The sequence below is a fragment of the Paenibacillus sp. L3-i20 genome (genome assembly GCF_022180385.2).
In the GTDB taxonomy this organism is placed as follows: Bacteria; Bacillota; Bacilli; order Paenibacillales; family Paenibacillaceae; genus Pristimantibacillus.
Map to the genome: position 1 here is coordinate 1,545,449 of NZ_BQME02000002.1, position 12,981 is coordinate 1,558,429.

8 protein-coding genes and 1 other annotated feature are annotated in these 12,981 nt (G+C 43.0%); of the genes, 2 read left to right on the forward strand and 6 right to left on the reverse strand.

Annotated elements, in window-relative coordinates:
- Nucleotides 1–217: 217 nt before the first annotated feature.
- The 4 genes from MFF31_RS20855 to MFF31_RS20870 all read right to left on the reverse strand — a co-directional run bounded on the left by MFF31_RS20855 (nt 218) and on the right by MFF31_RS20870 (nt 5,705).
- The gene (locus MFF31_RS20855; protein ID WP_238190663.1) at nt 218–2,818 is read right to left on the reverse strand and encodes a ComEC/Rec2 family competence protein; all 2,601 of its coding nucleotides are present in this window, start codon (nt 2,816–2,818) and stop codon (nt 218–220) included.
- 214 nt (nt 2,819–3,032) lie between these two features.
- On the reverse strand, nt 3,033–3,563 hold the full coding sequence (locus MFF31_RS20860; protein ID WP_238190664.1) for a deoxycytidylate deaminase: 531 nt from the start codon (nt 3,561–3,563) through the stop codon (nt 3,033–3,035).
- 82 nt (nt 3,564–3,645) lie between these two features.
- On the reverse strand, nt 3,646–4,941 hold the full coding sequence (locus MFF31_RS20865) for a homocysteine synthase (RefSeq protein WP_238190666.1): 1,296 nt from the start codon (nt 4,939–4,941) through the stop codon (nt 3,646–3,648).
- 122 nt (nt 4,942–5,063) lie between these two features.
- Nucleotides 5,064–5,705, reverse strand: a complete 642-nt coding sequence (locus MFF31_RS20870) for a ComEA family DNA-binding protein (protein ID WP_248565546.1) — start codon at nt 5,703–5,705, stop codon at nt 5,064–5,066.
- Between the two features lie 72 nt (nt 5,706–5,777).
- Between MFF31_RS20870 and comER the strand changes: the two genes are divergently transcribed.
- A complete protein-coding gene (comER, locus tag MFF31_RS20875; RefSeq protein WP_238190668.1) occupies nt 5,778–6,617 on the forward strand; it encodes a late competence protein ComER in 840 nt (279 codons plus the stop codon).
- A gap of 42 nt (nt 6,618–6,659) precedes the next feature.
- Here comER and leuS read toward each other — a convergent pair whose 3' ends face one another.
- Entirely contained in the window at nt 6,660–9,098 is a 2,439-nt protein-coding gene (leuS, locus tag MFF31_RS20880; RefSeq protein WP_238192174.1) for a leucine--tRNA ligase, read from the reverse strand.
- A gap of 59 nt (nt 9,099–9,157) precedes the next feature.
- Nucleotides 9,158–9,400 (reverse strand) — a binding site (T-box leader).
- Between the two features lie 214 nt (nt 9,401–9,614).
- Here leuS and MFF31_RS20885 point away from each other — a divergent pair.
- Nucleotides 9,615–11,630 (forward strand): serine hydrolase domain-containing protein, encoded by a 2,016-nt coding sequence (locus MFF31_RS20885; RefSeq protein ID WP_238190669.1) that lies wholly within the window; start codon nt 9,615–9,617, stop codon nt 11,628–11,630.
- Between the two features lie 51 nt (nt 11,631–11,681).
- On the opposite strand, the gene MFF31_RS20890 is transcribed toward MFF31_RS20885, so the two are convergent.
- Nucleotides 11,682–12,935, reverse strand: coding sequence for a CynX/NimT family MFS transporter (locus MFF31_RS20890; RefSeq protein WP_238190670.1), 1,254 nt, complete (start codon nt 12,933–12,935; stop codon nt 11,682–11,684).
- Nucleotides 12,936–12,981: the final 46 nt, after the last annotated feature.

Sequence of the window (12,981 nt, forward strand, 5' to 3'; positions counted from 1 at the left end):
CAGTAACATACATTAAAAATTATATTTTTTTAATATTGTTCATCGCTAAATGATAATTTCAACATCCATTAACTTCAAAAGTGTCTTAAAAATGAAAAATCTATCAAAATGCATTTCAGTTAAACCTGTAAAAAGCAGCGATAAGTAGACTTAAGACCTCAATATGTGTGAATTGCACCTTCAAGCATACCAAAATATTAGTATTCCGTATATAGATTCACCTATTTTCTACAAGTAGGCCCGTTTCTGTAACTCGAAATACTACCTCTCCATCATAATCGGTTCGCCATAACAATGATTCGTTTTCCTTTAAACGACCAAGTACATCAGGATGTGGGTGACCATATGTATTCGTTCCACCAACGGAAGCGACTGCACCAATTGGTCTGAAATAATTAAGCCATTCCTCACCGGTAGAATAGCGACTTCCATGATGGGCAAGCTTCAAAATAATGGAGGTCGGTTTAACTGCATCTTCTATTGTACGAATAATTTCCCGTTCTGTCGCAATAGCTATATCACCCGGGAACAAAAAAGTATATCCATAAATTGTGATCGATGTAACTAGACTATGCTCGTTCTGTTCCTCTATGAATAAAATAGGTTTCGATTGAACTGTCCTAGGCCATAACACACTTACATTCGTCCTAATGTCTATCTCAATTTCCATTCCAGAAGTAGGAGCATACATAGGAATATCGGCTTCAAGTAAGCTCGTAATTAATTCTGTTGCATCATTTGCATCCTTCAAGCTACCATTCCACCAAACTTGCTTGATTGGAATATGTTTAGATACGGCAATTAATCCTCGAATATGGTCACTATCTAGATGAGAGATGATTAATAAATCAATTTCTTTCACACCTCGTTTCATGAGCAAAGGCACAACAACTTTTCCCCCTACCTCAAATGGATCTTTTCTCTTGCGCCATTCTTCTCCCGGCTTTTGAAACGATAACGTTCCCCCGCCGTCGATTAAAATATGTTTTCCTTCTGGAGTACGAATAAAAGCTGAATCTCCCTGTCCAACATCCAAAAAGCTGACAACTGCGTCTCTATTCATAATATCTGGAAAATAAGCAAATAGAAGCATAGCTGCCGCAATAGTTAGATGAAGAACCCCGCAATTCAATAATCTCCTCATCCCAGTACTTTTTCCTTCTGATACGCATATGTCATCCTGAGCAAACAATGGAGCTGTAGTCTCAAAGGAACCTTTCATTTCCAAAGCCAGTAGACGATTATCCACTTCCGGCTCTCTTAATGAATTCAATTGATCAAACATTCTAAAACAGGAAATGAGAAGTAGAAACCAGCCCGCTACCCACCATATCGGAGGAGAAGCCCATATCGTTCGGAATGAATCAAGCTGTGCAAGCCAATCAACTAGAGCAAATGAAAGTTGATTAGCATATACAGAAAGTGCTGCAAAAAGTTTAGCAGCCCCGATCCAAAACAACGAAAGAAGCAGTGCGACAGCTCCAAGCGGCATGACAATAAAGCTGATAAATGGGACAAGAATTAAGTTTGCAAGTAAAGAAAGTAAATGAAATTGATTGAAATAATAAAGGGTAACCGGAAATGAAACAATTTGGGCTACGACTGTTACGACCAACAAATCCATCAACCAACCATATCGCTTTGAATGAGGGAGAGATCGGCGAATTGGCGGTACACCAATAATTAAACCTAACGTAACGATGAAAGAAAGTTGAAAACTGACATTGTCTAAATAATACGGATCCAAAGCAAGAAGAACAACAGCTGCTGCAGCTAATAAATGCATACCGTCTTTCAACTTCCCTAGTCTAGCAGCAATGAGTCCGAGCACTGCCATAAGTCCAGCACGCAGCACAGAGGGTGATGCCCCTGCAAGAAGTACATATAATGGAACAGCTATCATAAGCGTTGTTAACATTCGTTCTCTCGGCATGCGAAACAGCTTAAGCAAACCACTGAGGGCATACATGAAAACTGCAACATGCAACCCAGATATAGCTAATATATGCGTTAACCCTAACCGCGAAAATTGTTGGAACTGTTCTGGGGCGAGATCCTCGCGTATTCCGAGGATAAGCCCCTTCATATATCCGGACTGTTCGGACGGATACAATCGATCTAGCTGCGCGCCCAGCCATGCGCGCGCAGCGTCGACGCGGCCCATAAACTCGGCCGCGTAATGTTTGCTCGCCGCCGCATAAGGCGTAACGGCGGCGGTGCTCTTGACCTTGAGCAGCCAGTGGATTTTCTGGCTGCTCAAATAGCGGCGGTAGTCGAACCCGCCGCTATTGGTTGCAGCAGCCGGCCGCGTTAGCTCGCCGGCTATGCGCACTTGGTCGCCGCGCTGCCAAGCCGCGGCGATGCTCTGCTCCGGCTGCGCGCTTAGCCGCAGCTGCACGAGGAAGCGCTCGCGAGCATTGGCGAGCGGCGGGTGGCCCTGTACATGGATGGCGGATGCCTCCATGTGGAATTGTACGCGGTCCCCGTCGACCTCGACCGCGGATATAATTGTGCCGTGAGCGTCTGCGGCATACGCCGCTCTCGGTCCATCCGCCTCGGCGGCGGCAAGCAGCGACTGGAGCGCGGTCACATTACGCGCATCGGTCCATTCACGCTGAACAGCCGCCAGACATAATGCAAGCAGGCAAGCGAGGGCTAATCTCTTTGTCGCAAGCCTGCTCAAGACAGCTGCTATCGCGAGCAATGCCCCTGCTCCCGCTACAAGCAGCCCTTCATGCAGCCCAAAGTTCGCTGCAGCTGCGCTACCTGCAACCCAGGATGCGGCGAACCAAACGATTGGCCTTTTATTCATGCTCATAACTTGCCTCCCATTTTTATAAGTACATGCATTTCCCGTTCAAAACAAAAACCTCCAGCCGCATCATAAGATGCGACTGGAGGTTCCTCCTCCAAAACTAGGTTAACTAAGCTCCAACTCATAAATAGACGTGAGAGCTTCTACATACTCTCTCCAGCACAACTTCCATCTTTATTATTGATCGTTACTATATTCCCATCGTTTCCGGTTATCTCTATTGCGTAACTTCCATCCCAGCTTGAGCGGGAGGCGAGTAATGAGTCAATTGACGGAAACCTATGCCTTTATGCTCCATCAAGGCATATACCTTTTCACTATCCTTTTGATACCCTCTGTGGTATACAATTTCCGTCACACCACTATTCGCAAGCATATTAGCACATGTCCAACAAGGCTGATCCGTTACATAAACAAGTGAGCCTTCACGGTCGGCACGATCAGTGAAGAGGAGCAAATTTTGTTCTGCATGGATCGTACGAATGCAGCGCTGTTTCTTCTGCACCTGTTCCAAGCCATCAACCATCTTTACTTCAATCTCTTCAGTAATCATACAGCCCGCTTCCAAGCAATCTTGAACCCCCATTGGCGCTCCATTATAGGCAGTTCCAAGCAGCTTCTTCCCTTGAACTAGCACGGCGCCAACATGTCTGCGTGGACAGCGGGAACGGGTTGAAACCATATAAGCAATATCCATAAAGTAAGTGTCCCAATCCTTGCGGATGGCATCAGTTGTTTCGATTTTCATTTCTTCCTCCCTATCTCTTGCTGCTCGTGCACTCTAGTTGCTAGTTGTATGAATCTATTACTTGTCCTAAAGAATAATCATATTATCCTTGTTGACTTAAAGCGATTGCTTGCTCCAAATCAGCAATAATATCTACAATGCCTTCCGTACCGACCGACAACCGCAGCATGCCGGGAGTTACCCCTGCCCCTAGCTGCTCTTCTGGAGTAAGCTGCAGATGAGTTGTGCTTGCTGGATGAATAATTAATGATTTCGAATCACCGACATTAGCCAAATGTGATAACAATTTCACTGAATTAATGAATTTTTTGCCAGCTTCTACTCCACCCTTGATGCCAAAGGTCAAAATAGCGCCGCTGCCATTAGGCAAATACTTCTGAGCATTTTTGAATGATGTATGACTAGGCAGACCAGGATAACTCACCCAATCTACAGCTTCATGCTTTTCTAAGTATTGTGCTACCGCCAGTGCATTTGAACTATGGCGCTCCATCCGAAGATGAAGTGTTTCAAGTCCTTGCAGCAAGAGGAATGCATTAAACGGAGATAGTGCCGCACCCATATCACGAAGCAATTGAACTCGTGCTTTTATAATATAAGCTATCGGACCAACCGCATCTGTATAAACAACGCCATTATAACTTGGATCCGGTTCAGTTAGACCAGGAAACTTGCCGCTTGCTTTCCAATCAAACTTACCGCTGTCCACAATAATTCCACCGATAGAAGTTCCATGACCACCAATAAACTTAGTTGCTGAATGAACAACGATATCTGCTCCATGCTCAATAGGCCGGCTTAAATATGGACTTGGGAACGTATTGTCAACGATAAAAGGAATACCGTGTTCATGCGCGATTGCAGCAACAGCTTCAATATCAACTACATCGCCTCTCGGATTTCCAATTGACTCCGCATAGAGAGCTTTTGTTTTGTCTGTTATCGCTGCTCTAAAATTGTTTGGATCTGCAGGATCTACAAATTTGACCGTTATGCCTAACTTCGGTAACGTCGTAGCAAATAAATTATACGTTCCTCCATAGAGGCTTGTCGCTGACACAATTTCATCGCCCGTACCTGCAATGTTAAGAATGGAATAGGTAATTGCGGATTGCCCAGATGCAACAGCTAGTGCAGCAGGAGCACCTTCTAATTCAGCAACACGCTTCTCCAGCACGTCTGTTGTAGGATTCATGATGCGTGTATAAATATTTCCGAATTCCTGTAACGAAAATAAACTTGCAGCATGATCCGTATCTCTGAATCCGTACGATGTCGTTTGGTAGATTGGAACTGCTCGGGACATCGTTGTAGGATCAATAGATTGACCTCCGTGGACGGATAGTGTATCAAGAGAGAGTTTTCTTTCTGTTGACATGACCTTACTCCTCCTCAAAAGTAGCGTGAAGCAAATCTTACCACGTAAGCCTTTGCCAATCACTCACTATAGATTTAAGCAGCCCCTACATAAAATGACTACTCATTTCCATTCTCTCACAATCATGGGTGAGCTACAACGCTTTCTTTCAGTCCTTCAAGCAACTTCTTACCTATACCTTTTACACGAAGAAGATCATCCACATTTTTAAATAAACCATTCTTCTCCCTATCATTAACGATCGCTTCTGCTTTCGAAGGACCAATCCCCTTTAATTGATCCAGTTGTTCCTTCGTCGCACGATTGATATCTATCTTTCCAGTTCCATCCTTACTGACTGCTTCTTTAACACCCGGATTATTCATTGTGTTAGCATCCGTTTGCTTGTGTCCCTTAGTATCTTCTGCGTTTCCTTTAATAGCTTTTTCTCCATCGTTAGCGATCGCTACATGTTCTTGACTTGCAGCTTCATGCTGTTTACTTGCAGTCTCATTTGTTGAACCTGATTGTTCTTCTGCGGAGCCTAACTGTTCTTCCGATAATTTGGCCGAGTGATCTAATGACGCCTGCACCGCTTCATTAAGTGGAATCCATTCCGCAGTCTGTGATGATTTATTACCCATCAATGCAGCTACAAGTAACAGTACAGCTCCTAATAAACTTACTCCCATTAGCAATTTAGAACGAGTAGATGAACCAACTTTTCTTGTTTGAACGGACATTAACTTCTTCCCTTCAACATATAAATTGATAGTTCGTGACATATAAAACAAGTCTTATGGAATAGAATAAATGAGCAAATCATATCCGCATCTTGGGTAGTAGGAGGGCTTTACATGAATGTTGGATTTATCGGAATAGGTTCGATGGGAAGCTTGCTGATCGAATCGTTTATCGCATCTGGCGCGCTATCGCCCTCAGAAATTTCAATTAGTAATCGAACTTTCTCCAAAGCGCAAGCGCTAGCTGATCGGTACCCGGGTATAAGAGCCGAATATACGAATGCTGAAGCAGCAATGGGTTGCGATATCGTTTTTTTGTGCATAAAGCCGCATGAATTTTTCCATGTTGTAAAGGATATTAAACCAATCGTCCGAGCTGAACAAATTATTGTATCGATTACAAGCCCCGTTCTCGTCTCCCACTTAGAAGGTGAGCTGAATTGTAAAATAGCAAAAGTCATTCCTAGTATTACTAATCAAACCTGGAGTGGAACATCACTATGTATTTATGGTGATTCAATCGGTGAAACCGATAAAAAAAGACTGGAATCTTTGTTCACCCATATAAGTGAGCCTCTTCGCATTGACGAAAATTTTACTCGAATCGTGTCCGATCTTTCTAGTTGTGGTCCTGCGTTTATGGCCTTTTTTCTTCAGCAATTTGTTGATGCAGCCGTTGAGGAGACAGGTATTCCACGCGAGATTGCCCTTCAAGTAGCATCCAATATGTTGCTCGGCACTGGCTTACTCATTACTGAAGGAAGAATGAGTCCTACTGAGGTACAGGAACGAGTAGCTGTACCTGGTGGAATAACAGCTCAAGCACTCCATATGTTAAGACGAGAAACGGACGGTATTTTCAATCAGCTTATCCGTACAACCCATGCTAAATATAATGAAGATTTGATCAAGGTTACTACCGCTTTCTGCGGCGAAGAGGTGAACGGACAATAGCTGTGCATCAGCTAAAGCCCGCTCACCTCTTCGGGTTCGCGATTAATTCGCTACAATATTTACAAGCTTGCCTTTTACAACAACAACCTTGCGAATCGTCTTGCCAGAGATAAGTTCTTGCACTTTCTCCATCTCTTTCGCGAGCGATTCCATGTCAGCTTCGTTTGTATCTGCTGCAATGGAGACACGCTCTACGATTTTCCCGTTAACTTGAACGACGATCTCTACTTCTTGATCTACTGTCCAAGCTTCATCAAAAATCGGCCATGCTGCATAGGAGATCGTTTCGCTAAGACCTAATTTCTCCCATAGCTCTTCTGTAATATGCGGAGCGATCGGCGATAACATTTGTAGGAACTGCGCCATCGCTTCTTTTGGAAGGTGGTCCGTCTTGTACGCTTCATTTACAAATATCATTAATTGGCTAATGACAGTGTTGAAACGCAAGTTTTCGTAATCATCAGTAACCTTCTTAAGGGAACGATGCCATACCCGCTTAAAGGCATCCGAAGTTTCACCATCGTTAAACTTCGTACTAAGTGTACCGTCTTCATTCACGAACAAGCGCCATACACGTGCAAGGAATCGATATGAACCTTCTACACCATTGGTATTCCACGGCTTAGTAGCTTCAAGAGGGCCCATAAACATTTCGTACATACGTAATGTATCCGCGCCAAATTCGTTTACAATTTCATCTGGGTTAATGACATTACCGCGAGATTTAGACATCTTCTCATTGTTCGTGCCTAGAATCATTCCTTGGTTTACAAGTTTTTGGAATGGTTCTTTTGTATGCACAACACCGATATCGTAAAGCACTTTATGCCAGAAACGAGCATATAGCAAATGCAATACGGCATGCTCAGCTCCACCAATATAAAGATCTACAGGAAGCCATTCCTTCAGCTTCTCTGGCGAACAAATTTCATTTTCATTTTTCGGATCAATGAAACGCAAGTAATACCAACAGCTTCCTGCCCATTGCGGCATCGTATTTGTTTCACGACGCGCCTTCATTCCTGTTTCTGGATCAATCGTATTTACCCATTCAGTCACATTCGCAAGTGGAGATTCGCCCGTTCCTGATGGTGTAATAGCATCTACATCCGGCAATAAAAGCGGCAGCTGGTCTTCTGGTACAGGCTTCATGCTTCCATCTTCCAAATGAAGAATTGGAATTGGTTCTCCCCAGTAACGTTGACGGCTGAACAACCAATCGCGCAGACGGTATGTTACTTTCGCTTTACCTTTTCCCGTCTCAGTCAATCGTTCGATCATTACTTTAATTGCAGCTTCATTGTCTAGACCATTTAATAGATCAGAATTGACGTGTGGTCCGTCGCCAGAATAAGCTTCTTTTGAAACATCTCCGCCAGACACTACTTCAATAATTGGCAAATCGAACTGTTTTGCAAACTCCCAGTCGCGTGAATCATGTCCAGGAACTGCCATAATAGCACCAGTACCATAACCAGCAAGTACATAGTCTGCTATCCAAATTGGAGTTTTCTCTCCATTTACTGGATTGATTGCATAAGCACCCGTGAATACGCCTGACTTTTCTTTCGCCAAATCAGTTCGTTCGAGATCACTCTTACGTGCTGCAACAGCCTGGTAAGCCTCAATCGCAGCCCTCTGCTCATCATTTGTAATGACAGCTACAAGTTCATGTTCAGGTGCAAGCACACAATATGTTGCTCCAAACAACGTATCAGGACGAGTTGTAAAGACAACTAGCGATGCATCATGACCTTCGATATCAAAGGTTACTTCTGCTCCTGTCGATTTGCCAATCCAGTTGCGCTGCATATCTTTAATGCTTTCAGCCCAATCTAGCTCATCCAAATCGTCCAATAAACGATCCGCATATTCTGTAATTTTAAGTATCCATTGGCGCATCGGTTTCCGAATAACTGGATGTCCTCCACGCTCACTCTTACCATCGATAACTTCCTCATTAGCAAGTACAGTTCCAAGTACTGGACACCAGTTAACTGGAACTTCAGCTACATAAGCAAGTCCACGGTTGTATAGCTGTATAAATATCCACTGTGTCCATTTATAGTAGTCTGGGTCAGTTGTGCTGAACTCACGATCCCAATCATAAGAAAAACCAAGTGATTTGATTTGGCGACGGAAGTTGTCAATATTTTTGAAAGTGATGTCTCTTGGATGCTGGCCTGTTTCTAGAGCATACTGCTCTGCTGGAAGACCAAATGCGTCCCAGCCCATCGGATGAAGAACATTGTAACCCTTCATGCGTTTGTAGCGAGACATAATATCAGTTGCCGTATATCCCTCTGGATGCCCTACATGCAGCCCTGCTCCTGAAGGGTAAGGGAACATATCAAGCGCATAAAATTTTGGCTTATCAGAATCCTCTTTTGTTTGGAATGTCTTATTCTCATCCCAAATTTGTTGCCATTTCGGCTCAATCGCTTGCGGATTATAGCCATGGCGTTGCGGCTCTTGACTCATCATATTTCCTCCTAATCTTCAATAACAAACATAAAACCTCTCGCCCCCAGCGAATTAACGCTAGGGACGAGAGGTTATTCTCCCGTGGTACCACCCTAGTTAGCGCCGGACAGTCTTTGTCCTACGCTCACTTGTCACCATTATCGCTGGCCAGTCGGTGCGTTTCGTCGTCCTTTGCAAGTAAAGACGGTTTAGCGCACAGCTCCGAGATGAGTTTCCTCGCGCACAAAGTCCGGCTTTCACCAACCGCCAGCTCTCTAAGCTTTGTAATCGCAAGTACTGATTCTCTTCAACGCTCCATATTCAAAAACATTTACTTGTAATTATATAAGCCGCTAAGTATACGTGTCAAGCGACTTGCAGCCATTCCCCCAATTACATTTATGAGGTCTTGATATGTTAATGCTGCGACTAAAGTCCAGACAAATGTTAGACCATAGTCTATTTTTCTAAATTATGGAATGACTTAATGTAATAATCGAAGGAAAAATTTTCTTTTGAGAGGATGAATGAATCATGTACTCGTTAGCTCTTCATAAGAAACGAAAAACTTGGATGGCACTACTTGTTGCAACTACGCTTGTTTTTACTATGTTTTCACTACCCCACAAGGCAAACATCGAAGCCGCTGCTTTCACGGGACCTTCAGATACAAAAGAAGTTGAGACGTTTGCCGACGCTTTTTTTAATCGCCCAGAAATAAAGGAAAACCTAGTAGGAAGCTCATTTGTTGTTGTAAGCGGCAATAATGTTTTGCTGAACAAAGGTTATGGAATTGAAGACTTAGAAAGTAAAAAGCCTGTTGATCCTAACAAAACTATCTTCCGAGTTGCATCCATTTCAAAACTATTTACAGCTACATCTGTCATGCAGCTTGTAGAGGAAGGGAAAATAGATTTGGATGTTGATGTACAGCATTATTTAAAAGGACTAACTATTCCGAACAACACCAATACAAAACTTACTATGCGACATCTATTAACACATACATCCGGCTTCGATAAAACCGATACGCTAACCTCCTCGTCTGCAAGCAAGGCCAACTATCCGTTAAAACAATATTTGAAAGATAATATGCCCACCATCGTGCGGACACCAGGAGAAGCTTACCGTTATGATAATCTAGCATCTAATTTTCAAGGGCTGATTGTCGAGCAAGTAACAGGCAAACCATTTGAACAAGTCATTGATGAGAAGATATTGCAGCCATTAGGTATGGAAAATAGCGATTTTCGAATGTCGGAGAAAGTGCTCGCTCAATTAGCTACAGGTTATGATGCAAATAAAAAGCCATACCCCGATTATAACCTAGTACCAACGATTGCACCTGATGGGGGATTTTTCGCAACAGGTACCGATATGAGCAAGTTTATGTTAGCCCACTTAAATGGCGGCAAGCTGGGAGATAATCGAATTTTATCGGAAAATACATTAAAAGAAATGCATCAAACACAAGTCAGCATTCATCCTGAACGTCCAAATATGACATTAGGTTTCGAAATGTTTTTTCAAGAACATTTTAATGGTCAGTTCGTCATTGGAAAAGGCGGCGACCTTGAGGGTTACCACTCGTGGCTATGGCTGTTGCCTGAAAAAAAAGTTGGAGGATTTGTTATTACTAATAGCGACTCAAGCAATATAAGAGAACAATTGTTTGCTGCATTTATGGATCATTATTATCCTAAATCTGATGAAGAACACTCATCGATTACACTTACTAAAGCTCAATTGATACGTTATGAAGGCACTTTCCGTTACTTAAGATTTCCATTGATCTCTTTCAAAATAAAAGCTGAAGAAGGTTTTCTGACCGTCATCGGGCCAACTCGAACAATAAAATTAAAACCTATCGGTACAAACTTATTTCAAGATGAGGGGGGCAAGTTAGCAGCTTTTAAAGAAAATGAAACTAAAAACATAACGTATTTGTCTTATCTGACGGACGATGCCTGGTCGGAACGTGTTCAGCAGTTGTCTGACTTTACCGATGTGCCGCGTACTGATCCTTTTTCAAATGATATTTATTCGTTACGAGACCTAGGGAGCCTATTAGAACCAACTTCTTCTCATTTTCATCCAAACAAAAAAGTAACACGTGCGCAATTCGCAGCACAACTTGTTCGATTAATAGGAGTTATGGAATCGACTAATACATCATCTTTTGTTGATATCAAAAACAATCGTTATGCTCCTGAAATTCAAACTTTGGCAGACACGAATGTAATAAATGGTACAACAGCTCATACTTTTAGACCGGACCACGCTATTACAAGAGAAGAAGCAGCTGTAATGATTTATCGCTTCTCACAAATAATCAGTTTCACTGCAGTTCCCGCTAAACTAATTGATAAACCGTCACCATGGGCAGATGAAGCCGTACAATTTATTGTTGCATTTGGTTTGCACGGTCCAGAGGTTAAGGCTACAGAAGCTGGGACAAATTTTCGGTCGAAAGAGTTTTTGCTTAATAAAGAAGCCGCTGCAATGCTAAACTCATTTGCTCAATTATTTACATCTGGAATAGGCATATAAAATATAAGACTGCCCGACCATCTGCTGTGAGATGTGACGGGCAGTCTAGTTTCAAACTTTACGATCCGCACCTGCATACAAGCCAACAGCTCCATACGCAATAGACACTGCAATAATTAATAACAATGGGATACTCCAATTATCCGACCAATCATGCAATACTCCAAACAACAATGGCCCGCTGGCTGCCAGCAAGTAGCCGATGGACTGTGCCATGCCCGACAACTGGGCCGACTCCCCGCTAGTACGTGTTCTAAGTGCAAAGAACATAACTGCAAGTCCGAAGCCGCCTCCCACTCCTAGACCTAATATGATCATGCTGACAGGTACTGCTGCCGATCCCCCTAGAAGCAACAATAAATAGCCAACAACAAAAATAGATGATATAGATAATGCAATACTTCGTTGACTAGAACGCCTTCCTGCCATAATTGGAACGATAAAAGTTGACAACATGCTAACAAGTTGCATAAGTGCTAACATCCAACCTGCATGAGCAGTATTTAATCCTTTATCGACTAATATTAATGGTATCCAAGTCACGTTTACATAAAAACAAAATGATTGTAAACCAAGAAATAAAGACACCGACCATGCAAGTGGTGAGCGCCATATACTGACCTTTGTTTTTTCATCCTTTTGGACAGAACTCGTTTGCAGTATGCCTGAAGTCCCTCTCAGGCCATTCCAGCTAATTTGCGACAACCATACGATAGCTGCAATTAGAGCGACAAGCGAAGTTGCTGCAAGTGTAACTTGCCAACTGAAGCCAAACCCTTCAGTCAATGGAACACTAATCCCCGAGCCAATTGCTGCACCTAAGTTCATCGAAACGGTATATACGCCTGTCATTAATCCGACTTTATTCGGATAGTCCCGTTTAACAAGACTTGGAAGCAGTACGTTAGCGACTGCAATCGCAGTACCAAGCAAAGCAGTTCCCAAAAATAATGCGTAAACGGATGGGAGTGATCGTACAATGATTGCTGCAGTCAATAATATTGATGCTGCAAATAGAGAAAACTCCATGCCGAGTCGAGCCGCAATTTTGGGTGCAAACGGAGAAACAAAAGCAAACGCCAATAATGGTAATGTTGTAAGAAGCCCTGTCATGCCACCTGATAAACCCATCGAAGAGCTGATTTGATCTACAATCGGTCCAACTGCTGTAATCGGTGCTCTCATAATAATTGCAACTAGCAAAATACTGAGTACGAGCAGCCAAGAGCGATTGTTGCTTTTTCCCGATGCTAGTAATGGCTGATAACCCTGTTGCTTCTCTGCTGACTGATATTCACTGCCCATTACTTTTGTAGTCCACCTTTCCAAACCATTACCTAAACATTACTTG

Coding starts and splice junctions, on each gene's coding strand:
- MFF31_RS20890 (WP_238190670.1), bottom strand. CDS start 12,935: ATGGGCAGTGAATATCAGTCAGCAGAGAAGCAACAGGGTTATCAGCCA.
- MFF31_RS20870 (WP_248565546.1), bottom strand. CDS start 5,705: ATGTCACGAACTATCAATTTATATGTTGAAGGGAAGAAGTTAATGTCC.
- MFF31_RS20855 (WP_238190663.1), bottom strand. CDS start 2,818: ATGAGCATGAATAAAAGGCCAATCGTTTGGTTCGCCGCATCCTGGGTT.
- MFF31_RS20860 (WP_238190664.1), bottom strand. CDS start 3,563: ATGAAAATCGAAACAACTGATGCCATCCGCAAGGATTGGGACACTTAC.
- comER (WP_238190668.1), top strand. CDS start 5,778: ATGAATGTTGGATTTATCGGAATAGGTTCGATGGGAAGCTTGCTGATC.
- MFF31_RS20865 (WP_238190666.1), bottom strand. CDS start 4,941: ATGTCAACAGAAAGAAAACTCTCTCTTGATACACTATCCGTCCACGGA.
- leuS (WP_238192174.1), bottom strand. CDS start 9,098: ATGAGTCAAGAGCCGCAACGCCATGGCTATAATCCGCAAGCGATTGAG.
- MFF31_RS20885 (WP_238190669.1), top strand. CDS start 9,615: ATGTACTCGTTAGCTCTTCATAAGAAACGAAAAACTTGGATGGCACTA.